The organism is Cupriavidus sp. KK10, from assembly GCF_018223725.1.
Lineage (GTDB): Bacteria > Pseudomonadota > Gammaproteobacteria > Burkholderiales > Burkholderiaceae > Cupriavidus > Cupriavidus necator.
Window position 1 is genome coordinate 3,850,780 of record NZ_CP073677.1, and the last position, 22,861, is coordinate 3,873,640.

Here is a 22,861-nt window from a genome sequence, read left to right on the forward strand (position 1 = left end):
GCCAGGCGGGCACGAAGTCAGGCCCGCAGCGTTACTCCAGCAGGGTGCGGGGATCGGTAATGCGGCCGGTGACGGCGCTGGCGGCCACGGTCATCGGCGAGCCCAGCCACACGGCGCTGCCGACGTCGCCCATGCGCCCGGAGAAATTGCGCGCCGTCGACGCAATCGCGCGGCTGCCCGCCGGGAAGCGCGCCGCGCCATAGCCGGCGCAGGCGCCGCAGGCGTTGGGAAGCAACGTGGCGCCGGCGTCAGTCAGGATGCCAAGCGTGCCCTCCTGCTCGGCCAGCAGCTGGTCGCGGCGCGAGGCCGGCGCCACCTGCAGGGTCACGCCCGCGGCCACGTGGCGCCCGCGCAGCACGCGCGCGGCCATGCGCAGGTCTTCCAGTTTGGCGCCGGTGCAGGCACCCAGGTAGGCGATCTGCACGGGCTCGCCGGCGGCCTGGCCTACCGGCGCGCTGTTGGCCGGGGAGTGCGGCGCCGCCACCTGCGGCACCAGTGCCGCGGCGTCGAAGCGGTGGGTGGCCAGCACCGGCGCGTCGGGGTCGGTGCGCCAGTGGGCCAGGTCGATCGCGGCCAGCGTCTGTGCCGGCACGCCGGCCTCGGCCAGCCAGCCGAGCGTGACCGCATCGGGCGCCACCAGGCCGGTCTGCGCGCCGAGCTCGGCGCTCATATTGGCCAGCGTCATGCGCTCCTGCATCGGCAGCGCGGCGACGGCGCTGCCGGTGTACTCCAGCGCCTCGTAGCGGCCGCCGCCCATGCCGAGCGTGGCGCACAGGAACAGCATCATGTCCTTGGCGCAGACGCCCGGTGCAAGCTGGCCGTCCCATTGCAGCCGGATGGTATGGGGCACGCGCAGCCAGATCTCGCCGCTGGCCAGCACGCCGGCCATCTCGGTCGCGCCCACGCCGAACATATAGGCGCCGAAGGCGCCGCCGGTGGGGCTGTGGCTGTCGCCGCCAACAATCAGGCGGCCCGGCAGCACATGGCCGCGCTCGGGCAGCACCACATGGCAGATGCCTTCGGCGTCGATGAAGTGGGCGCCGGACTGGCGCGTCCAGTCGCGCGTGAACCGCAGGATCGACTCGGCCTGGGCATCGCCGCCCGGCACGAAATGGTCGGTCACCACCACGTAGCGCGACGGGTCCCACACGCCGGTGCCAAGCTCCTGCAATAGCGGCGCCACGCGGCGCGGGCCGCTGGAGTCGTGCGACATCGCCAGGTCGACCCGGCAGATCACCACCGTGCCGATCTCTGCATGCGCCAGCCCGGCGGCGCGCGCCACCAGCTTCTGCGCCAGCGTGGCGGGGGTGTGGCTCATTCCGGCGAGGCTCCCGAGTACTTGACCACGGCGGCCCAGCGCTTGACGTCCTGCTTCACGAATGCGGCGAAGGCTTCGGGCGTCGTGCCCATCGGCTGCGCGCCGTCGTTCTCCAGGCGCTTGCGCACCGCAGGTGTTTCCAGCCCCTTGCGCGCGGCCTGGTACAGCGCCTGGGTGACGTCGTGCGGCATGCCGGCCGGACCGAACAGGCCGAACCATGCGCTCGACTCGAATCCCTTCACGGTGGCGCCGATCGGCGCCGCGCCCGGGAACTGCGGCAGCGGCGCGGGGCTGGTCACCCCCAGCACCTTGAGCTTGCCCGCGCGCACGTGCGGCAGCACGTTGATGGTGCTGGCGAACATCAGGTCGCACTGGCCCGCCAGCACGTCGGTGAGCGCGGGCGCGGTGCCCTTGTACGGAATATTGACGATGTAGGTGCCGGTCATCATCTTGAACATGTCGCCAGCCATGTGCAGCGACGAGCCCACCGAGCCGATGGCAAAGTTCAGCTTGCCCGGTTCGGAACGCGCCAGGCGGATCAGCTCGGGCACGTTGCTGGCCGCCAGCTTCGGCGTGGCCACCAGCACGCTCGGCACGGTGGCCACCAGCGTGATCGGGGTGAAGTCCTGCACCGGGTCGAACGGCAGCTTCTTGTACAGCGTGGCGTTGATGGTGTGGCTGGTGAAGCTCATCAGCAGTGTGCTGCCGTCCGGCGCGCTCTTGGCGACCAGGTCGGCGGCGATATTGCCGCCGGCGCCGGGGCGGTTCTCGACCACCACCGGCTGGCCCAGCTCCTGGGACATTTCCTGGGCGATGGTGCGCGCCAGCGTGTCGGTGGTGCCGCCGGCGGGCGCGCCCACCAGGATCCGGATCGGCTTGCCGCCTGCCACCTGAGGATGCCCCTGGGCGGCGGCGGACAGCGGCAGGGCCAGCGCGCACGCGGCCAGGCTGGCCATGGCCAGGCGCTGCACCGCGGCGCGGCGGGGGATCGAAGGCGAACGGGTCGGGCTGGACGGGACCAGGCGGAACACTGGCATGGCAACGGCTCCTCGCTTGATGTGATCAGAGATGCGCAGTATCGCCCATCCCTGGCAGCGCCGCCCGCGGGAAATCGGCGGCGGTCCGCGGGGTCAGTCGCGCAGGCCCGGGCGGGTTTCGCTTTCCACCCAGACGTTGGCGCTGTCCACGCCGGCCGGCGACAACTCCATCCGGTATTCATAGCGGTCCGGGCGGTACTGGCCGAGCAGCAGTTGCACCGGGCGCCCGGCCGCGTCCTTGACCACGCGGCGCACCGCCAGCAGCGCGCCGCCTACGGGCACGTCAAGCAGCGGCGCCACCACCACGTCGGCCAGGCGCGCTGACAGCACCTGGGTGGCACGGCCCAGCTTCACGCCGCCGGCCTCCAGCAGGCGCAGCACCGGCCGCTCTTCCAGGGACTGGCGCGTGATCGGCCGGCCCAGGTCGGCGGGCAGGTAGACCGTGATATGCGACAGCGGCCGGTTGCGGTAGTGGCGCACGCGCACGATCTTCACCACCGGATCGCCCGGCTCGATCTGCAGCGATTCGGCCACATCGGGCGTGGCATGGACTTCGTCGATCGAGATCACCTTCACCGACGTCTTCTGGCCCATGTCGATGATGTTGTCGAGCAGGCTGGTGCCGCGTTCCTCGCCGGCCGCCGCCGCCGGGCGTACCGGATGCGGATTGACGAAGGTGCCAAGCCCGCGGTGGCGGCGCACCAGTCCCTCCTGCACCAGGCGGTCGAACACGCGCCGCATGGTCACGCGCGAGGCGTGGAACTGCTTGGCCAGGTCGATCTCGCCCGGCAAGGGGCCCTGGCCGAAGCGGCCTTCCACGATCTGCTGGCGCAATACGACGTAAATCTGGTGATACAGGGGAACGACGGCTTCACTCATGGTTTCCCTTGCGGAGAGATGACAAGTCTGTAATGCCTCTAATGTACTTTAAATCAGACATAGAGCCTAGCATGGATAGCCGCAGTGGCGCTTGCGGAACAACGTCGCCGGCGCAGTGTTGCGGTGACGCATCCCGTCTCCGCCAAGGCCCCTTGGCTGATTGCGCCAGTGCGGGTGAAGTCGGTTCGGCGCTGCTGCATGCGTTGCTGGGCGGACCAGGCCGGCGCGGCGGACCGGGCTTGTGCCGGGCGGCGAGGACATGACATCGGGGCTGCTGCTGCAATGTGGGATGCCTGACACGGGCGGCGGTGACGGCACCCTCGGCGTCGTGTTTCAGTCCCGATACGTACGGTCGCGCCTCGGGCAAATCCTGACTGCCTGCATAAGGCACTGAAAAATAAGGCGTTTTCTGACCACTCCGGCCCCCCCTCAGGTGGGCTGGGAGTGGCCGTGTCACAGCAGTGTGACATGTCGTCTGCCGTGCACAGCGACGAGGGCGCTAGCGATCGCGCAAGTCAGCGGAAAGTTCCCGTTAGAGTGCCGGGCAGGCCTTGTAATACAAGGAGTTGGCGCCGCAGGCGGCGCGGCTGGCACCGATTATGCGCAGGGGGAGTCTGGTTTGGCAGGGTGCCGGACCTAACCTCCAGCCGTCGTTCGGCACGAGCGCCGGCCGGAGGCTGAGCCGCTGTACATCTTCCTGGGAGCTTCGTATGAATAAGACCTTACTGGCATCGGCGATTGCGCTGGCATTTGGCGCTGGCCAAGCCTTGGCGAACCCGACCAACAACGCCGACGATAGCGGGACCACTAATACCCAAAACGCGACCGCGACTTCCACGCAGAGCGGCAGTGGCGCCGCAGCCAACGAAAACTCGACTGCTGTGCAGGCCAATGACAGCAGCACCACCACGAAAACCAGTACCCGGACCTCAACCCGGACCAGCACAAATACCAACTCCAAGAACCGCACAGATCAGGATATGCGCGGTTATGGCAATGCGGCCGCAGCCAATGGCAGCACGGCTACCGCCAACTTCTCCAACGCGTTCAACACCAGCAAGGCGCTGGCGATCAGCAAGCTGGAGGGCTATGTATCCGGTAACACCATCGCAGCGATGGGCAACCGTGCCGGCAACTGGGGTGACGCCAATGGCGGCCTCGGTGGCAAGGGCGGCAGGGGCATTGGCGGCGTAGGCAACGGCGGCAACGGCGGCAACGGCGGCAACGGCGGCAACGGCGGTAGCGGCGGCAGCGCCACCAACGGCAGCGCCACCAACGGCGCAGCCACCAACTATGGCGCACGCGCGGGTAGCGGCGGCGACGGCGGCAAGGCGGTTGGCTGGGCTGGCGATGGCGGAAACGCCAAGTCGTATGGCGGCGACGCGCTCAGCGCGGCGGCCACCCGGGGCGGCAGCGGCGGCGACGCTATTGGCGCGGGCGGACGCGCACTGAGCGCTTCACTTGGCGCCGGCGGTCGCGGCGGCAGCGCACTCGGTGCCAGCCTTGGCCTGGGCGGCGCTGCGGGCTCGGCAGGTGGGTCCAGCGGCAACGGTGGCGCGGGTAACGACACGGTCGGCGCGGGCGGCGCAGCCGGTGCGGCGACTGCCGCCGGTTCTGCTGGCGCGGGCACGGGGACTGGCGGTGCGGGCGGCGCCGGAACGTCGTCGGCTAGCGCAACCGGCGGTGCCGGCTCCGGTACCGGCGGCGCGGGTGGCGCAGGCGGCACAGGGACCTCGACGGCCGCGGGTGGCGCATCCACCAGCACGGGCGGCGCTGGCGGCACGCAAGCGAGCGTTGGCGGTGCGGGCGGCGCAGGTGGTGCGGCCACGAACGGCAGCGCTTCGAGCTCGGCGACCAACGGTAGCGCCACGGCTGGCAATGGTGCGACGGGTGCTGTCGGTGCAACCGGTGGCGCTGGCGGCGTTGGCAACGGCGGCACCGGCAACGGTGCAGTCGGCGGCGCTGGCGGCGCAGGCGGAACTGTCGCGGTTTCTGCCGGCTCGTTCAGCCTGTCCAACGTGATGACCAGCGTCGGCCAGACCGCCGCGGGCATCATGGTCGCCAACCAGAATCTTGGTGCAGCTTCGCTGGTTCAACAGAGCGTCAACGTCCAGGCCAACCTGAGCGTCGGCCGCTAAGACGTGAGCCGGGCCGGCCGGCCAGCCATATCCAGCCTCTGGCGGATGGGCGGGCCGGTCGGTGCCGGTGCAAGTCTTCAAGCCGACGGGGGGCATCCCGGCGAGCGATTCGCGCTGGGATGCCTGCCTGGCACAACCTGTAAGTTCCGCTGCGACTGGCTGGATGGGGCTGGGCGCGGCGGGCATGGAGGAGACGCATCATGCAACCGATCCACACTGCTGTCACGGCGCTGACGGCAGCATTTCTGGCCTGGCCGTTCATGCAGGCTCAGGCAGGACCACTGGCGGGCGATGCCGCCGTGCCAGCGCCTGTCGCTGCGGTGGCCCCAGCGGCGAGCAATCCTTTTGGCACGGCCGCGGTAGCTGTCGCGAGCGACAAGCTTGATGACGTGCGCGGTGGTGCGGAAGTGGTTGTCAACGACATGCGGCTGCATGGCACGGTGGCGGACAACGCCGCGGTCCATACGCTGTCCGGCACCAACATGATCACGGAGGGCGCCTTCGCGAATGCTGCGGGCATCCCGACGGCCATCCAGAACTCGGGCAACAACGTGTTGATCCAGAACGCCACCATAGTCAACGTCCAGTTCAAGTGATGAAGATGCTTCAAAGACTGCTGCGGGCGCTGCCCTTTGTCCTGGCCCTGGGTGGTACCCCGCCGGCACTGGCTGACCGGATCAGCATCTACGGGCCTGTCGGCGAGTACTACAGCGTGCCGGTGACCAGCCTGCGCGAAGCACGCTTCAAGACAACGATCCGTCAGCAATACGATTTCAGCTGCGGCTCGGCCGCGGTGGCAACCCTGCTGACCTACCAGTACGGCCAACCGGTCAGCGAGGAACTGGTCTTTGCCAACATGTTCGTCAATGGCGACCAGGCCAAGATCCGGCAGGAGGGATTCTCCCTGCTGGATATGAAGCGCTATCTGGCGTCGCAGGGGTTCCTTGCCGACGGGTATGAACTGCCCCTGTCGAAGCTCGAGGAAACAAAGATACCCGCGATCGTGCTGATCGCCGAGAACGGCTACCACCATTTCGTGGTGGTGAAAGGGGTCCGCGGCGATCGCGTGCTGATCGGCGATCCGGCGCGCGGCACGCGCTCCATCTCGCGCGAACACTTCGAGAGCATCTGGGAAAGCCAGTTGCTGTTCGTGATCCATAACCGGACCGAGCAGGCCCGGTTCAACCTGGCGGCCGACTGGCGCGTAGCGCCATCGGGCCCTTACTGGATGGGAGTCAACCGGGACAGCCTGTTCTTCACCGTCATGCCAAAGCATGGCGCCAGCGATTTCTGAGGAACACATCATGTTCGAGACATCCGCCCCGAATACCACCGCTTGCCGCAGCAGGGGAGCCGGTACGGCGACTGCAGCGGTCCTGTTCGGCGCCGGCATGGCATGTGCCACCGCCGCGCAGGCGAGCGAGCAGCCGCTGTCGGACGCCCTTGACGCGGCCGCGGTTCCTGCACAGACTGTATTGGACACGCAAGAGAACAAGCAAGACCAAACACTGGCTGCCGCTACCCAGGGCAGCATGGCCGGCTGGAAACCGGTCTCGGAAGACAAGCTGGATGAAATGCGCGGCGGCTTCGACGCCGGCGGACTGCAGGTTTCGTTCGGAATCGAACGCGCGGTGTACGTCAATGGCGCCCTGGTGGTGGCCACCAGCATTAACATACCGGACATTGCGCGCATCACCAGCGACCAGGCCGCGAAGCTGGCTTCTGCGCTTGCGCCGGCCATTGTGAGCAATACGTATGCTGACGTGAACAGCGCGATGGCGGGCAACCCGGCCACGGCGGGCGTTCAGCTAGGCAGCAATGGCAGCAGCAGCGCAGGTGCCGCGGGAACGGCCACGGCGGTGGCATCGAACGGAGCATCGGCAAGCAGCGCCGGTGCGGCCGGCCTGCCGTCAACCGCGGTGACAACGCCAACCGGCCAGGTCGTTACCAACGGGCTGCTGGCGGTAATCCAGAACGGCGCGGGCAATTCCGCGGCGGTGGCCAATGGGACGTCGCCGATGACCGTAATCCAGAACACCTTGAACAATCAGAGTATCCGGAGCCTGATGACAATCGACACGAGTGTGAATACGCTCCAGGCATTCCGGTCACAGGTCGCCAACGCAACGCTGAACAACGTGCTGCTGCGAGCCGCCAGCATGAGGTAGGAGTAGCCGTAACCGTAGCTTTGATGCGCAGGAGGTAGCGCGCGCCTGCAAGGTCCAGTCTGCCGTCCCGGGGGAGGAAGACGTCATGAAGAAGCGGTCGATGCAGGGCATCCGCAGCGCGGGGTGCTCGACGTTGCTGTTGCTTGGAGGCCTGGCGCACGCCCAGACCACACTCGACGCGGGGCCACCCGCCGCCGGGCTGGAGTCCTTGCAGAACCAGCTGGCCGAGCAGGCCAGCCAGCTCGACGCCATGAAGCGCGCGCTCGCTGAGCAGGAAGCGTTGATCCGTGAGCTGCGCAGCGTGATCGGGCCGGAGGTGCTGTCCCGCAAGCGCGGCGGCGCCGGGCCCGGCGTCACGCCGATGGATAACGCCACCAACGCCGCGGCCGCCGCGGCCGGCGCCAGCGCAACGCAGGGCGTGCCCAACGCGGTCACGTCGCCGCAGGCGACCCAGGGTGACCAGCCGCCGCAGATGGTGGTGCAGCCGGGGCAGCCGCAGCAGGGCGAGTCGACGTACCAGCAGGTGGTCGCGGACGAGCCCGTGGGCAAGCCGCCCGAGCGCGATACGCGCCCGCCCGAAATCGCGCCGATCACGGAACAGCCGGGCGTGCTGACGGCGCAGGGCAAGCTCGTGATCGAGCCCGGCTTCCAGTACGGCTATTCGTCGAACAACCGCGTGGCGCTGGTCGGCTATTCGATCATCCCGGCCCTCCTCATCGGCCTGATCGATGTGCGTGAGGTCAAGACCTCGACTTACATCCCATCGGTTGCGTTCCGCTACGGCATCACCAAGCGGCTGGAGATCGAAGCCAAGGTACCCTATGTGCATAGCTCCGGTTCCACCGTCAGCCGCGAAGTGTTCACCGGTACCGCAGTCGACCGCGTGTTCAATGCCAGCGGCAGCGGCATTGGCGATGTCGAGGCGACGGTGCGCTACCAGCTCAACTATGGCAGCGAGAAGCTCCCCTACTTCATCGGCTGGCTGCGCTACAAGTCGAATACCGGCAAGGACCCGTTTGAAGTCGTCACCGACTGCGTGACGCGCTGCGTGGGCAATGCCACCGGCACCGGGTTGCCGCTGGGGCTGCCAACCGGCACCGGCTTCCAGGCGATCCAGCCCGGCGTCACCTGGCTGCTGCCGACCGATCCGGCCGTGTTCTTCGGCACCTTCAGCTATCTGCACAACTTCGCGCGCGACAACGTGAGCCGCACCGTGCTGAACGGCGAGAAGGAACCGCTGGGCAAGATCGCGCCGGGGGACATCTTCGAGTTCAGTTTCGGCATGGGCCTGGCGCTGAACGAGCGCGCCTCGTTCAGTATTGGCTATGACCAGAGCATCATCTGGCCCACCAAGCAGAACGGCCAGACCGTGCCGGGTTCGGTGCGCGTGACGCAGGGCACCCTGCTGGTGGGCTACTCGTACCGCTTCAGCAACCGCTACACTCTGAACCTTTCAGTGGGTGCGGGGCTGACGCGCGACACCCCCGACCTGCAGGTAAATGTGCGCCTGCCGATCACTTTCTGACGCGCTTCTCTGCGCATTTCCGCGCGACGTGACGCGTGCCCCGCATATGCGGGGCACGCGTGCGCATCACATCCGCGGCCAGGGTGCGCAGGTACGGAAACGCGCCTTGCGCTGGCCCCTTGAACGGCGTACAAAGAAATATCCCCGCGCCGCCAGCGGTACTTTCTTACCAGGTTCAAACTCACCGGTGGTGCGGCCTGAAAAAGGAGAGAGACATGCGCAAACGCATCTTCTGGTTGTTGCCCGACCTGGCGAGTGCCCGTCGCACCATGGACGACCTGCTACTTGCCCGCCTCGAGAACAGCCACATCCACTTCGTGGCGCGCGACGGCTCCGACATGACGGGCCTGCATGAAGCCAACCTGTTCCAGACCTCCGACATCGTGCATGCCGCCGAGATGGGCCTGATGGTGGGCGGCGGCGTGGGCGTCGTGGCCGGCGTGGTGGTGGCGATGTTCCCGATTGTCAGCGACACCCCGCAGTGGGGCCTCGTCGGCGTGCTGGCGGTGCTGGGCGCGGTATTTGGCGCATGGGCCTCGAGCATGATTGGCAGCTCGGCACCCAACAGCCGGCTGCGTGCATTCGAGAAGGACATCGAGGCCGGCAAGATCCTGCTGATGGTCGACGTTCCGCGCAGCCGTGTCGAGGAAATCGAAACCCTGCTCGCGAACGCGCATCCGGAAGCCAGCTTTGCGGGGTTGGACCCGGCTGTACCGGCTTTCCCCTGAGCCATCGGCTTATCGCCGCTGGTTGTTGTTCAGCGCTGTCGCATCTCTTTCCGCGCGCCCTTGTGGCGCGCCCTGACGCGCATCCTTTCGCGCGCCCCGGCTCACACCGGAACTGCCTGCGCGGTTCCGGTGTGATGCTGCTGCAACACTCCGATCTTTCCCGGTTTGCCCCCATGAGACGCATGCGGTAACTTGCGTGACGGCACACGGCCGTGCATGCCGTGCCGCAATAAAACGATGAAGTCAGCCGGACAGGCGCAGGGGGTCGAGACAATGAAAGCGAAATGGATCGCGTGCGGCATGCTGGCCGCCACGCTGGGATGGGCCGCGCAGACGGCCCTGGCGGAAACGGGCGTGACCCGCAATACCATCCGCATCGGCCAGTCGGCCGGCATCACCGGTCCGGTGGCCGGTTCGGTCAAGGAGCAGATCGCCGGCGCACAGGTGTACCTGCGCACCATCAACGCCAGCGGCGGCGTGGCCGGGCGGCGCATCGAGCTGGTGACCCACGATGACGGCTTCGATGCCAAGCGCACGCCCGACAATGTGCGCAAGCTGATCGACGAGGACAAGGTGTTCGCGCTCTTCATGGTGCGCGGCACGCCGCAGAACGAAAGCATCCTGCCCATCATCGCCGCGCAGAAGGTGCCGCTGGTGGCGCCGCTGACCGGCGCCATCACGCTGCACCGGCCGGTGAACCGCTACGTGTTCAACGTGCGCGCCAAGTACCAGGACGAGGTGGCGCGTGCGATCAACCACCTGGCCACATCGGGCATGAGCCGCATCGGCATCTTCTACGCCAACGACGGCTTTGGCCGGGACGTGCTGGAAGGCTACAGTGCCGCGCTGCAGGCGCGCGGCGTGCAGCCGGCGGCGACTGCAAGCTTTGCCCGGCCCATGGGCGATATCACCCAGAGCGTGGCCGCCATGAACAAGGCCAACCCGCAGGCGGTATTGGTGATCGGCTCGGGCTCGGAGGCGGCGCGCATCATCCGCGAGCTGCGCCGCGCCGGCAGCGAGGCACAGTTCGTCACGCTGTCCAACAACGCGGCCGATTCCTTTATCCGTGAACTGGGCGCCGATGCGCGCGGGCTGATCATCACGCAGGTGGTGCCGGGCACCAACTCCAGCCAGATGACGCTGGCCAGCGAATACCGCAGCCTGGCCAAGCAGCAGGGCGTGGAGCCGTCGAACGCCGGCATGGAGGGTTTCATGTCGGCCAAGGTGCTGGTCGAAGGGCTGCGCCGCGCCGGCCCCGACCTGACGCGCGAGCGCCTGGTCACGGCGCTGGAAGGCATGCGCGACTACGACCTTGGCGGCATCCTGATCAGCTACAGCGCCGAGCGCCATACCGGCTCGTCGTTCGTGGAAATGTCGATCGTCTCGTCCACCGGCAAGCTGATCCGCTGAATCCCGCAGGCAGGGGGCTGCGGTATAGTCCCCCGCATGGCTACTCCTACCCCCTCCCCCGATTCCCGTACCCCGTTCTCGCTGCACGGCCGCGTGGCGCTGGTGACCGGCGGCGCGCAGGGCCTGGGCCTGGCGATTGCCGCCGGGCTGGCCGATGCCGGTGCCCATGTGCTGGTGGTGGCGCGCAATGCGCAGCGCGTGCAAGCGGCCGTCGCGGCGCTGGCCGCGCGCGGCGGCAGCGCCGAGGCGCTGGTGCTCGATATCACCGATGAAGCCGCCGTGGCGGCCGCGTTCGACCGCATCGACGCCGCCCATGGCCGGCTCGACATCCTCGTCAACAACGCCGGCGCGCGCAACCGCAGCACCATGGCACAGCTCGATGCCGGCGACCTGCGCGCCATGCTCGAGACTAACCTGGTGGCGCCCTACACGCTGTGCCGGCTCGCCGCGCAGCGCATGCGCCGCGGCGACTACGGGCGCATCGTCAATGTGAGCTCGATCGCGGGCCAGGTCGCGCGCGCCGGCGACGTGCTCTACCCTGCCACCAAGGGCGCCCTGGACGCGCTCACGCGCGCCATGGCGGCCGACCTGGGGCGGCACGGCGTCACCGTCAACGCGATCGCCCCGGGCTACTTCGCCACCGAGCCCAACCAGGCCATGGTCGAGGACGAGGGCGTGGCCGAGTGGCTGCGCCAGCGCACCTCGCTGGGCCGCTGGGGCCAGCCAGAGGAAGTGGCGGGGGCGGTGGTATTCCTGGCGTCGCCGGCCGCATCCTATGTCACCGGGCAGGTGCTGGCCGTCGACGGCGGCTATCTCGGGCACTTCTGAGGGCGCCGCCGGCAGCAAAGCGTACCCAATTCTGCGTGCCGCTTTTGCCGGGTTTTCAGCGCCGCGCGGGCGGCTTGCCGCCGCGGTAGAACGCCTGCAGGCAGTCGATCATCGCGGCTGCCGCGGCCGAGTCGCCGCGGTCCTTGAGCCGCACCAGGCAAATATCGCGCACCAGCGACGGCAGCTGCAGCGGCCGGATCGCCAGCCCCTCGCGCCGGAACTGAAACAGCGCCAGTGACGGCACGGCGCTCACGCCCAGCCCCGCCTGCACCAGCGCCGCCACCGTCGCTAGGTGCTCCACCTCCATCACGCTGGTCAGGCGCAACGGATGCAGCGCGGCGTCCAGGTGCTGGCGCACGCTGGTCGTGCGCGACAGCTGGATAAACGGCAGGCCCGCCAGCATCTCCGGCGTGATGCGGCGCTTGCGTGCCAGTGGGTGGTCCGCCGGGCACACCAGGTGGAAGGTGTCGCGCACCAGTGGCTCCACGCGCAGGTCGTCGTCCTGGGCCGGCGCCGGGGCCAGCGCAAAGTCGGCGCGGCCCTGGCGGACCAGTTCGATGCAGCCGTCGGCGAGCTGGTCGAACAGTTCCAGCGCGATGCCCGGATACAGCGCGCGGAACTGCGCCAGCAGCGGCGGCAAGTCGCCGGCGGCCAGCGATGGCAGCGCCGCGATCGACACGCGCCCCTTGCGCCGCTCGGCGTGCGCGCGCAGGTCCTCGAACGCGGTTTCGAAATCGGCCAGCAGCCGGCGCGCGGTCTGCTCGAAGCGCACGCCGTCGCTGCTCAGCTCCACGTGCCGCGTGGTGCGTTCGAACAGCCGGCTGCCGGCCTGTTCCTCCAGCGTCTGCACCAGCGCGCTGAAGGCCGACTGCGACAGGTGGCAAGCACGCGCCGCGCGCGTGAAATTGCGGTAGGTGGCCAGCGCCACGAAGGCGCGCAGGTGCTTGACCGAGAGGTTCATGGGGCCCTGACGGATTTATCCAGCAAGTCGATAGATTAATCCAAATAATCCGTTTTTTGGCTGGACGTCCCCGCTCTAGAATGGGATCGAGTCCACCAACAACCTGCCCCCACCATGACTGCTCCCTTGCTGATCGGCTCCGGCGCCGGCTTCTCCGGCGACCGCACCGATGCCGCGCTGCCGGTGGTGCGCACGCTGATTGCCTGCGGCCAGCCGGCCGCGCTGATCTTCGAGACCCTGGCCGAACGCACGCTGGCGCTGGCGCAGCTGGCGCGGCGCAACGATCCCGCGCAGGGCTACGAGCCGCTGCTCGATGCGCTGCTGGTGCCGGTGCTGGGCCTGTGCCTGCAACACCGCATTCCCATCGTCGGCAATTTCGGAGCCGCCAACCCGCGCGCTGCGGCGCGGCGCGTGCTGCAGCTGGCGCAGGAACTGGGCCTGCCCGCGCCGCGCGTTGCAGTCGTTGAGGGCGATGACCTGTCCGACGATGCGGGGCGCGCGCGCTTGCACGGCATTCTTGGCGATGCCTTTGAGGCCGATCGCTTCGTCTGCGCCAATGCCTATATCGGCGCGCAAGGCATCGCCGAGGCGATCGCTGCCGGTGCCCAGGTGGTGGTGTGCGGGCGGGTGGCCGATCCGGCGCTGGCCGTGGGGCCGGCGATGGCGCACTTCGGCTGGTCGTGGGATGACTGGGACCGCCTGGCCGCCGCCACCATGGCCGGCCACCTGCTGGAATGCGGGGCGCAGGTCACCGGCGGCTACTTTGCCGATCCCGGCATGAAGGACGTACCCGATGTGCATGCACTGGGCTTCCCGATCGCGCAGCTCGATGCCGACGGCGGCATCGAGATCTTCAAGGCCGCCAATACCGGCGGCTGCGTGGACCTGCGCACGGTCAAGGAGCAGCTGCTGTATGAGGTCCACGACCCGGCCGCCTACCTGACGCCGGACGTGGTGGCCGACATAGGCGCCGTCACCGTGGCGCAGCTGGGTCCGGACCGGGTGGCGGTGCGCAATGTGCGCGGCCATCCCCGTCCGGCGCAGCTCAAGGCCAATGTGTTCAGCCACGGCGGCTGGCTGGCCGAGGGCGAGATCTCGTACGCCGGCCCCAATGCCGCCGCCCGCGCGCGGCTGGCCGCCGACATCCTGTGCCGGCGCATGCAGCTGCTGGGCCATGACGCGCCCATCCGCTTCGACCTGATCGGCGTGCTCAGCGTGCTGGCCGACGATGGCGGCGCGATGTTCGCCCAGCGCCAGCCTCATGAGCAAGCGGCGCAGGACGTGCGCCTGCGCGCTGCGCTGGCGCACGACGACCTGGCGGTGGCGCAGGCCCTGCAGCGCGAGGTCAATGCGCTCTATACCTGCGGCCCGGCCGGCGGCGGCGGCGTGCGCACCGCGCAGCGCGCGCGCCTGAATGCCGTGTCGTGCCTGGTGCCGCGCGAGGCCGTGACGGCCACGCATAGTTTCATCGCCTGAGGAGGTCCGACCATGACTGACACTGCTGCGCTCTACCAGTTCGCCCACGGCCGCACCGGCGACAAGGGCAACCGTTCCAACATCAGCGTGATCGCCTACGACGCGCGCAACTACGACCACCTGGTCACGCACGTGACCGAAGACGCCGTGCGCGCGCTGTTCCGCGAGCGCCGGCCCACGTCCGTCACGCGCTACCTGGTGCCATCGCTGCAGGCGATGAACTTCGTCCTCGACGGCGTGCTCGATGGCGGCGTCAACGACGCGCTCAACCTCGACACGCACGGCAAGGCACTGTCGTTCCGACTGCTGCAGCTTGAGATCCCTGTGCCGCCGCGGCTCGCGTCCGGGCGCCGCGGATAGCCACTGATCCATCGCTTCACACCGACAACAAGTTCTACAGGAGACCACGATGTACCCATTTCTCAAGCCACTGGCCGTTGCCGCGCTGGCGCTGATCCTGCCCGCGGGGCTGGCCTGGGCCGAGTTCCCGGACAAGCCGATCCGCTTCGTGGTGCCGTTCGCGGCCGGCAGCGCCACCGACCAGCTGGCGCGCGCCATCGGCCAGGCCATCACCGTGGACAGCAAGGCCACCGTGGTGGTCGACAACAAGCCGGGCGCCAACGGCTTCATCGCCGCATCGGACGTGGCCAAGGCCGCGCCGGACGGCTACACCGTGCTGATCAGCACCAACACCACGCATGCGGCCAACGAGCACCTGTTCAAGAAGCTGCCCTACGACCCGGTCAAGGACTACGCGCCGATCACCACGCTGGGCCGCGGCGGCCAGATCATGGTGGTCAACCCGCAGGTGCCGGCCAAGACCGTGGGCGAGTTCATCGCGCTGGCAAAACAGCAGCCGGGCAAGCTCAGCTTCGGCAGCGGCAGCTCGTCGTCGCGCATTGCCGGCGAGCTGTTCCAGCAGATGGCGCATGTGGAGTTGCTGCACGTGCCGTACAAGAGCAACCCGCTGGCCATCACCGACCTGCTCGGCAACCAGATCCAGATGATGATCACCGACACGGCCACCGGCCTGCCGCAGGTCAAGAGCGGCAAGCTGCGCGCGCTGGGGGTGTCGGGCAAGACGCGCTCGCCGCTGGCGCCGGACGTGCCGACCATCGACGAAGCCGGCGTCAAGGGCTATGAGATGAGCTACTGGTTCGCGGCCTATGCGCCCGCCGGCACGCCGCAGCCGGTGGTGGCGAAGCTCAATGCGATGATGGTCAAGGCCGCGCGCGGCGATACCGCGGCCGGTTTCTACAAGTCGACCGGCACGGAGGTGTTCACCAGCACGCCCGCGGAGCTGGCGAAGTTCCAGTTGCAGGAGTCCGGCAAGTGGGGGCGCATCATCAAGGCGGCGAATATCCAGCCAGAGTGAACGCAGGGCAGCGCAAGCTCCCATGCATGGAAAACGGGGCCAAACGGCCCCGTTTTTTACGCAGAAGTAGGTACGCTTTGGTGCTTGCGGCCTTGATGGACAAGGGCCGGCTAAGATATGCCTGGCAGCGCGGCCTTGCCGCTCCGGCCTACTCCTCGACAACACCAACCAGAACAGGAACAGGATATGAAGCAGCAGTCCGTGGTGTGCCATGCAACCTTACGTCCGGGCCGTCGCCCGGTGCTGCGCCAGGCCGTATTGCGTGCCGCCATCGCCGTCACCATCGGGGCCGCCGTGCTTCCCGCCATTGCCACTGCGCAGACCACCACGCCGCCGGCCCAGCAGAAGACCCAGGTGCCGGGCTACTACCGCATGATGGTCGGCCAGCTCGAGGTCACGGCGCTCTATGACGGCTACATCGACCTGGACCCGAAGATCCTCAAGTACACCAGCGCGCGCGAGGTGCAGAGCCTGCTGGCGCGGATGTTCGTCGAATCGACGCCGGGCATGCAGACCGCGGTCAACGCCTACCTGATCCATACCGGCAGCCACCTGGTGCTGGTCGATACGGGCGCGGCAGCCTGCTTCGGGCCCACCCTCGGGCGCATCGGCGAAAACCTGCGCGCGGCGGGCTACGCGCCGGAACAGATCGACACCGTGCTGCTGACCCACCTGCACGGCGACCACGCCTGCGGCCTGGCCACGGACGGCAAGGCGGCGTTCCCGAACGCAACCGTCTATGTCGACAAGGCCGATGCCGACTACTGGCTCAGCGAAGCCAATGCCGCCGCCGCGCCGAAGGAGGCGCAGGGCCTGTTCGCCATGGCGCGCGCCGCGGTCGCGCCGTACCAGGCGGCGCAGCGCTTCCGCCCCTTCAGCGGCGGCGCCGGTGTCGAGCCCGTTCCCGGTGTGCGCGCGGTGCCGGCCAATGGCCATACTCCGGGCCACAGTGGCTACCTGTTCACCTCGGGCAAGGACAGCCTGCTGCTGTGGGGCGACATCGTGCACAGCCATGCGGTGCAGTTCCGCCGCCCGCAGGTGGCGATCGAGTTTGACGTGGACAGCCACCAGGCCGTGATCACGCGCCAGCGCATCCTGGCCGATGCCGCCAAGGGCCGGCTGTGGGTGGGGGGCGCGCATATGCCCTTCCCGGGCCTTGGCCATGTGCGCCGCGATGTGGCCGGATATGCGTGGGTGCCGGCGGAATTCGGGCCGATCCGCAACGACCGCTAGCCGACCACGCCGGGCCGTCGCTTTTTCGCCTAGAGTCATCCCAGCGGCCCGTATGACGTACGGGACGGATGGTCGTGTCCACTGCGGAGGATTTGCGATGAACGCCAGGGCATCCCGCTTCGATCCTGCCCGCCGCCGCTGGCTTGGCGCCGGCGCCGCGGCCCTGGTGCTGGCCGCGCCCCTGCCACGCGCCGCGTGCGCCCAGCCTGGCCCGGCGGCCGGCCGCGAGGCTGCCGCGCAGCGCATCGGCGTGATCGGCTCGGGCCGCACCGGCGGCACCGTGGGCGGGCTGTGGGTCAAGGCCGGACACCCGGTCCTGTTCTCGTCGCGGCACCCGGAGGCACTCAAGCCGCTGGTCGAAGAATTGGGTACGCTGGCGCGCGCCGGCACCGTGGCCGAAGCCATTGCGTTCTCTAACGTGCTGTTCCTGGCCACGCCCTACGGCGCGCTGCCGCAGCTCAGCCGCGACCATGCCGAGGCCTGGCGGGGCAAGATCGTGCTTGATGCCACCAACGCCTACGAGCACCGCGACGGCCCGATCACCGAGGAGGCCAGGCGTGACGGCATCGGCATCACCACCGCGCGCTACCTGCGCGGCGCGCGCGTGGTGCGGGCCTTCAACTTCATGGGGGCGGCGCAGTTTGCCAGCGAGCATCACCGGGCGGGCGGCCTGGTGGCGGTGCCCATCGCCGGCGACGACAAGGCCGCGCTCGACGTGGCCGCGCAACTGGTGCGCGATGCGGGATTTGAACCGGTGGTGGTGGGGCCGCTGGCCAGCGCGGATCGCTTCGCACCGGGCGGGCCGCTGTTCCGGCAGGTGGGTACGGCCGAGGAGTTCCGGCGCAAGATGGGCGCACGCTGACGCTGCGCCCGGGGGTGCTGGCGGATCAGGGCCGGCGCCGCTCCATTGCCACCATCGACGGCGTGAAGCCGAGCTGGCCGAAGAATGCGGCTTCGGAGGAACGCGCCGCGCGCAGCATCCAGGTGATGTCGGGGTCGTTGCCCACGATGTGCCGCACCAGGGCGCGGCCGATGCCGCGCCGGCGGTGGCTGGGCGCGACGGCAACCATCGACAGGAAGCCGTCGCAGACGTCGTCGCACAGCGCGCGGGCAAAACCGACGATCTCGCCGTGCTCCACCGCCACGACCACGCGTTGGGAGTTGGCCACCAGCCGTGCGAATTTCTCCGGGCCGCCCACCCGGTGGGCCCAGCCGTTGGCGATCAGTAGTTGTCTGGCTGCCTCGATGTCGTCGGGCAACAGGTTACGGATTTCCATCGGCGGCTCTCCCAGTAAAGCGTGTACGGCCCCTCGCCGCCCCTTGCCACGAGGGGCGCCGCGAGTCGAGAACAGCACGGGAACCCGTGCCGCGCAATTGGCGGAGTGTAGCGAGCGGGCGCGGGCGCGTCAATTTGGCTTCCGGCGGGGTCGGGTGCTGCTCACGCCAGCGCGCCGGCGCGGTATCATGGCCTCCATGAACGCCCCCGTCTTTTCCTCCGCACATCCGGCCGACCAGCTTGCCGAGTTCACCGACGCGGATGCGGCGATCGCGCGCATCCGCGACATCTACGAAGCTTCGGTGGGCGCCGTGCGCGCGCGCTTCGACGCCTTCGCCAGCGGCAAGCCGCTGCCCTCGGCCGCGCATGCGTGCTATCCGTACCTGGGCATCTCGGTCAACATCGAGACCATGGTCACCGACAGCCGGCCGTCATGGGGCACCGTGGCCTACCCGGGGGTGTATGGCACCACCGTGACCCGCCCCGACCTGCTGGCGGACTACTACCGCGACCAGATCGAGCGGCTGATGCGCTATCACCGCGTGCCGGTGGTGGTAGGGCTGAGCCGGCGCCCGATCCCGCTGCCGTTCGTGATCGAGGCTTCGACCACCGACATCAGCTACACCCAGGCGCGCGAGCTGGAGGCATCGTTCGTGCTGCCCGAGCTGAGCCGCATCGACGACGGCATCGCCAACGGCACCTATGAGCCGATCCCGGGCGAGGCCTGGCCGCTGTCGCTGTTCCCGGCCGAGCGCGTGGACCTGGCCCTGCAGCGGCTGTACCACTACACCGGCACGGCACCGCAGCATTTCCAGCGCTTCGTGCTGTTCACCAACTACCAGCGCTATGTCGACGAGTTTGTCGAGCTGGGCCGGGGCCTGATGGCCAGCAGCGACGGCGGCGGCTACACCCGCTTTGTCGAGCCCGGCGACGTGATGCAGGAACTGGGCGGCGCGGAACCCGACGACGCCTCACGCCCGCGCGCGCTGCCGCAGATGCCGGCCTATCACCTGGTGCGCGAAGACAAGCTGGGGGTGACGCTGGTCAATATCGGCGTGGGCCCGTCCAACGCCAAGACCATGACCGACCACCTAGCCGTGCTGCGCCCGCATTGCTGGCTGATGGTGGGCCACTGCGGCGGCCTGCGCCGCTCGCAGCAGCTGGGCGACTACGTGTTGGCGCACGCCTATGTGCGCGACGACCACGTGCTCGACCACGACCTGCCGCCGTGGGTGCCGGTGCCGCCGATCGCCGAGATCCAGGTGGCCCTGCAGGAGGCCGTGGCGCGCGTGACCGGGCTGTCCGGCAACGAGATGAAGACCCGCATGCGTACCGGCACGGTGGTCTCGACCGATGACCGCAACTGGGAACTGAAGTCCAAGTCGCTGTATGCGCGCTTCAACCAGTCGCGCGCGATTGCCATCGATATGGAAAGCGCGGCGGTGGCGGCCAATGGCTTCCGGCTGCGCGTGCCCTATGGCACGTTGCTATGCGTGTCGGACAAGCCGCTGCATGGCGAGCTCAAGCTGCGCGGCATGGCCAACGCCTTCTATCGCCAGCGCGTCAGCCAGCATATGACCATCGGGCTGGAGGCGATCCGCATCCTGCGTGAGAACGGGGTGGAGCAGCTGCATTCGCGCAAGCTGCGCAGCTTTGATGAGCCGGCGTTCCGGTAGGTCCGCATCCTCGCTCATCCGGAAAAGCAAAAGGCCGGCGCCTGATTGGCGCCGGCCTTTTGCATGGCACTGCAGGATCAGAAGCGATACCCCACACCCATGCTGAACAGCCACGGATCCAGGTTCACCTTGGACACCTTGACATCGCCGGCCTTCACATCGCTCGACAGCCAGATCTTCTTGATGTCGGCGTTCAGGAACCAGTTCTTGGTCAGCTTGTAGTCCATGCCGATCTGCAGCGCGGGACCGACGCTCCAGCTATCGAGCTGCAGCGCGTTGTTGGCAATGTTCTCGCCCCAGATGCGGGTGAAGTTCAGGCCCGCGCCGATATACGGGCGGAAGGTGCCGTTGGGAATGAAGTGGTACTGCACCAGCAGCGTCGGCGGCAGATGCTTGAAGGTGCCGACCTTGTTGCCGTCCAGGTAGACGTTCTGCTTCTGCGGCACGGTCAGCACCAGTTCGGCGGCGATGTTCGGCGTGAAGAAGTAGGTGACGTCGAACTCGGGAATCCACTTGTTGTTGACCGTAATGCGGTCCGACGGGCCGACGCCGCCGACGGGGTCGGAGCTCTTGGCCATGTCGAGATAGGTGCCGCGCAGGCGCACCATCCAGTTGCCCTGGGCATCGTCCGCGGCGGCGGCAGGGGTGGCAAAGGCGCCCAGCATGGCGCAGGCGGCGATGGCGGAACAGGTGACCCGGGTGCGAAGAGAGAGTGTTTTCATGAGGTTCTGCTTGGTCTGGTATCAAATCCGGATCCAGTTTGGCCGAGCAGGCCGGGCTGGGCTTTGACCCAAAACAAGTAGCGGGGAACGGGGCTGGCTGGGTCGCGCAGGCGCTACAGCGAGGAAGGCGCCACGGTGCCCAGTTGCGCCGACGCTTCTAAACACATGCGGAATTATTCGTGGCGCGGTGCGATGCTGCCCCTTACGCTGTGCGAAAGATCCGAGCACGCCAGCAGCGTGTGCGGATCGGCACCGAGCATGTCGTGGGCGTCCGCAAGGGCGTCTTTCCGGGTGTGCCCCGTGGGGGCGGGGCACACCGGTTTTCTTGCGGCGGCTTGCGGTGTCAGGCCTCGGCGGCCTCTGCTGACTGCGAGGCTTGCGCCACGCCAAAGCCGGCCTGCAGGTGCCGGTTCACGCCCGAGATCACCGCGCGCAGCGAGGCCGTGACCAGATTGGCGTCGATGCCGGCGCCGAACCCTGTCGGCGAATCGCCCACGCGCACTTCCACATAGCAGGCCGCGCGCGCATCGGCGCCGGCGGTCATTGCATGCTCGTGGTAGTCCATCACGCGTACCGGCAAGTCCAGCGCATTGACGAAGGCATCGATGGGCCCGTTGCCGGTGCCGCGCACGCTGCGCTGCTTGCCGTCGCGCACCATCTGCACTTCGATCTCCGTGGCGCCGCCGCTGTCAGACACCAGCTGGTGCGATACATAGCGCAGGGGTGTCTGCTGCGCGAGGTACTCGCGTTGGAACAAACCATAAAGATCATCGGCACTTGCCTCAAGCCCGGTGTCGTCGGTCATGGCCTGCACTGCGCGGCTGAATTCGATCTGCAGGCGGCGCGGCATGTAGATGCCATGCACCTGCTCCAGCAGGTAGGCCATGCCGCCCTTGCCGGACTGGCTGTTGACGCGGATCACTGCGTCATAGCTGCGGCCGAGATCGGCCGGGTCGATCGGCAGGTAGGGCACTTCCCAGATGCTGTCCGGCTGCTGCTGCGCAAAGCCCTTGCGGATCGCATCCTGGTGCGAGCCCGAGAACGCGGTGAACACCAGGTCGCCCACATACGGGTGGCGCGGATGCACCGGCAGCTGGTTGCAGTGCTCCACGCACTGGCGCACCGCGTCGATATCGGAGAAGTCCAGTCCGGGCGCCACGCCCTGCGTATAGAGGTTGAGCGCCAGCGTCACCAGGTCGACATTGCCGGTGCGCTCGCCGTTGCCGAACAGGCAGCCTTCGACGCGGTCCGCGCCTGCCATCAGCGCCAGTTCCGCGGCGGCCACCGCGGTGCCACGGTCGTTGTGCGGGTGCACTGACAGCGCGATGTGTTCGCGCCGTGCCAGGCGGCGGTGCATCCATTCGATCTGGTCGGCGAACACGTTGGGCGTGCTGCATTCGACTGTGGTCGGCAGGTTCAGGATCATCGGCCGGCCCGGGCCGGCCTGCCAGGCGGCAGAGACGGCGTCGCTGACTTCCAGCGAGAAGTCGAGCTCGGCCAGGCTGAAAGTCTCGGGTGAATACTCATAGGTCCATGCCGTCCCGGGCATGGCATCGGTCAGCGCCTTGATCAGGCGCGTGCCCGAGACCGCGACTTCCTTGATCTCTTCACGCGAGGCATTGAAGACAATGCGCCGCCAGGCCGGTGCGATCGGGTTGTACAGGTGCACCGTGGCCCGCGCTGCGCCGCGCACGGACTGGACGGTGCGGCGGATCAGGTCTTCGCGCGATTGCGTCAGCACCACGATGTTGACGTCGTCGGGGATGCGCTGCTCTTCGATCAGCATGCGCACGAAGTCGAAATCGGTCTGCGAGGCGGCGGGGAATGCGACTTCGATTTCCTTCAGGCCGATCTTCACCAGTTGCTCGAAGAAGCGCAGCTTGCGCGCCGGGTTCATCGGCTCGATCAGGGCCTGGTTGCCGTCGCGCAGGTCGGTGCTCATCCAGCGCGGTGCGCGCGTGATGGTGCGGCCGGGCCAGGTGCGGTCAGGGATGTCGACGGTAGCGGCGGGCTGGTACTTGGGGGCGGGATTGCTGAGCATACGGGGTCTCCTTCCTCGCTAAGGGAAGCAAAAAAAAGAAAAACGGGAAAAGGGTGGCGAAAGGCTGCCG

General features: G+C 68.2%; 21 protein-coding genes. 14 read left to right on the forward strand and 7 right to left on the reverse strand.

Translation table 11 applies throughout. From position 1 onward, the window contains the following. Positions 1 to 31: 31 nt before the first annotated feature. The 3 genes from KB879_RS18010 to KB879_RS18020 all read right to left on the reverse strand — a co-directional run bounded on the left by KB879_RS18010 (position 32) and on the right by KB879_RS18020 (position 3,234). Positions 32 to 1,318: a 3-isopropylmalate dehydratase large subunit gene (locus KB879_RS18010; RefSeq protein WP_153954324.1), complete on the reverse strand. Its 1,287-nt coding sequence runs from the start codon at positions 1,316 to 1,318 to the stop codon at positions 32 to 34. After that, positions 1,315 to 2,355, reverse strand: coding sequence for a tripartite tricarboxylate transporter substrate binding protein (locus KB879_RS18015; RefSeq protein ID WP_013951771.1), 1,041 nt, complete (start codon positions 2,353 to 2,355; stop codon positions 1,315 to 1,317). The genes KB879_RS18010 and KB879_RS18015 overlap by 4 nt, the downstream gene beginning before the upstream one ends. A 93-nt stretch (positions 2,356 to 2,448) precedes the next feature. Further along, positions 2,449 to 3,234, reverse strand: coding sequence for a GntR family transcriptional regulator (locus KB879_RS18020; protein ID WP_013951772.1), 786 nt, complete (start codon positions 3,232 to 3,234; stop codon positions 2,449 to 2,451). Between the two features lie 710 nt (positions 3,235 to 3,944). Here KB879_RS18020 and KB879_RS18025 point away from each other — a divergent pair. The 8 genes from KB879_RS18025 to KB879_RS18060 all read left to right on the forward strand — a co-directional run bounded on the left by KB879_RS18025 (position 3,945) and on the right by KB879_RS18060 (position 12,031). Beyond that, positions 3,945 to 5,372 (forward strand): hypothetical protein, encoded by a 1,428-nt coding sequence (locus KB879_RS18025; RefSeq protein WP_013951773.1) that lies wholly within the window; start codon positions 3,945 to 3,947, stop codon positions 5,370 to 5,372. Positions 5,373 to 5,572: 200 nt separating this feature from the next. Then, the gene (locus tag KB879_RS18030) at positions 5,573 to 5,968 is read left to right on the forward strand and encodes a hypothetical protein (RefSeq protein WP_013951774.1); all 396 of its coding nucleotides are present in this window, start codon (positions 5,573 to 5,575) and stop codon (positions 5,966 to 5,968) included. Then, positions 5,968 to 6,666, forward strand: coding sequence for a C39 family peptidase (locus KB879_RS18035; protein ID WP_041228501.1), 699 nt, complete (start codon positions 5,968 to 5,970; stop codon positions 6,664 to 6,666). Before KB879_RS18030 ends, KB879_RS18035 begins: the two co-directional genes overlap by 1 nt. 10 nt (positions 6,667 to 6,676) lie before the next feature. Then, positions 6,677 to 7,540: a flagellin gene (locus KB879_RS18040; RefSeq protein WP_153954326.1), complete on the forward strand. Its 864-nt coding sequence runs from the start codon at positions 6,677 to 6,679 to the stop codon at positions 7,538 to 7,540. 85 nt (positions 7,541 to 7,625) lie between these two features. Beyond that, the gene (locus KB879_RS18045) at positions 7,626 to 9,065 is read left to right on the forward strand and encodes an acetate kinase (RefSeq protein ID WP_013951777.1); all 1,440 of its coding nucleotides are present in this window, start codon (positions 7,626 to 7,628) and stop codon (positions 9,063 to 9,065) included. Positions 9,066 to 9,280: 215 nt separating this feature from the next. Further along, entirely contained in the window at positions 9,281 to 9,793 is a 513-nt protein-coding gene (locus tag KB879_RS18050; RefSeq protein ID WP_013951778.1) for a hypothetical protein, read from the forward strand. A gap of 273 nt (positions 9,794 to 10,066) precedes the next feature. Further along, on the forward strand, positions 10,067 to 11,203 hold the full coding sequence (locus KB879_RS18055; protein ID WP_013951779.1) for an ABC transporter substrate-binding protein: 1,137 nt from the start codon (positions 10,067 to 10,069) through the stop codon (positions 11,201 to 11,203). Positions 11,204 to 11,239: 36 nt separating this feature from the next. After that, the gene (locus KB879_RS18060) at positions 11,240 to 12,031 is read left to right on the forward strand and encodes an SDR family oxidoreductase (protein ID WP_013951780.1); all 792 of its coding nucleotides are present in this window, start codon (positions 11,240 to 11,242) and stop codon (positions 12,029 to 12,031) included. A 55-nt stretch (positions 12,032 to 12,086) separates the two neighbouring features. Here KB879_RS18060 and KB879_RS18065 read toward each other — a convergent pair whose 3' ends face one another. Then, a complete protein-coding gene (locus tag KB879_RS18065; protein WP_013951781.1) occupies positions 12,087 to 12,992 on the reverse strand; it encodes a LysR family transcriptional regulator in 906 nt (301 codons plus the stop codon). Between the two features lie 114 nt (positions 12,993 to 13,106). Here KB879_RS18065 and KB879_RS18070 point away from each other — a divergent pair, with 114 nt between their 5' ends. From KB879_RS18070 to KB879_RS18090, 5 genes are all read left to right on the forward strand, one after another. Continuing rightward, positions 13,107 to 14,468, forward strand: coding sequence for an acyclic terpene utilization AtuA family protein (locus tag KB879_RS18070; RefSeq protein ID WP_211979522.1), 1,362 nt, complete (start codon positions 13,107 to 13,109; stop codon positions 14,466 to 14,468). Between the two features lie 12 nt (positions 14,469 to 14,480). Next, positions 14,481 to 14,828 carry a hypothetical protein gene (locus KB879_RS18075; RefSeq protein WP_153954328.1) on the forward strand — a complete coding sequence of 116 codons (348 nt, stop codon included), beginning with the start codon at positions 14,481 to 14,483 and terminating at the stop codon, positions 14,826 to 14,828. 49 nt (positions 14,829 to 14,877) lie between these two features. Beyond that, positions 14,878 to 15,843 carry a tripartite tricarboxylate transporter substrate binding protein gene (locus KB879_RS18080; RefSeq protein ID WP_153954329.1) on the forward strand — a complete coding sequence of 322 codons (966 nt, stop codon included), beginning with the start codon at positions 14,878 to 14,880 and terminating at the stop codon, positions 15,841 to 15,843. A 186-nt stretch (positions 15,844 to 16,029) separates the two neighbouring features. Next, on the forward strand, positions 16,030 to 17,076 hold the full coding sequence (locus KB879_RS18085) for an MBL fold metallo-hydrolase (protein WP_041228502.1): 1,047 nt from the start codon (positions 16,030 to 16,032) through the stop codon (positions 17,074 to 17,076). Between the two features lie 97 nt (positions 17,077 to 17,173). Then, a complete protein-coding gene (locus KB879_RS18090; RefSeq protein WP_153954330.1) occupies positions 17,174 to 17,938 on the forward strand; it encodes an NADPH-dependent F420 reductase in 765 nt (254 codons plus the stop codon). 25 nt (positions 17,939 to 17,963) lie between these two features. Here KB879_RS18090 and KB879_RS18095 read toward each other — a convergent pair whose 3' ends face one another. Further along, positions 17,964 to 18,353 (reverse strand): GNAT family N-acetyltransferase, encoded by a 390-nt coding sequence (locus KB879_RS18095; RefSeq protein ID WP_010814084.1) that lies wholly within the window; start codon positions 18,351 to 18,353, stop codon positions 17,964 to 17,966. 187 nt (positions 18,354 to 18,540) lie between these two features. Here KB879_RS18095 and KB879_RS18100 point away from each other — a divergent pair, with 187 nt between their 5' ends. Next, positions 18,541 to 20,028, forward strand: coding sequence for an AMP nucleosidase (locus KB879_RS18100; protein ID WP_011616336.1), 1,488 nt, complete (start codon positions 18,541 to 18,543; stop codon positions 20,026 to 20,028). 77 nt (positions 20,029 to 20,105) lie between these two features. On the opposite strand, the gene KB879_RS18105 is transcribed toward KB879_RS18100, so the two are convergent. Together KB879_RS18105 and leuA are read right to left on the reverse strand one after the other, a co-directional pair. Next, the gene (locus KB879_RS18105) at positions 20,106 to 20,750 is read right to left on the reverse strand and encodes an OmpW family protein (protein WP_153954331.1); all 645 of its coding nucleotides are present in this window, start codon (positions 20,748 to 20,750) and stop codon (positions 20,106 to 20,108) included. A gap of 343 nt (positions 20,751 to 21,093) precedes the next feature. Beyond that, a complete protein-coding gene (gene leuA / locus KB879_RS18110) occupies positions 21,094 to 22,791 on the reverse strand; it encodes a 2-isopropylmalate synthase (RefSeq protein WP_211979523.1) in 1,698 nt (565 codons plus the stop codon). Positions 22,792 to 22,861: the final 70 nt, after the last annotated feature.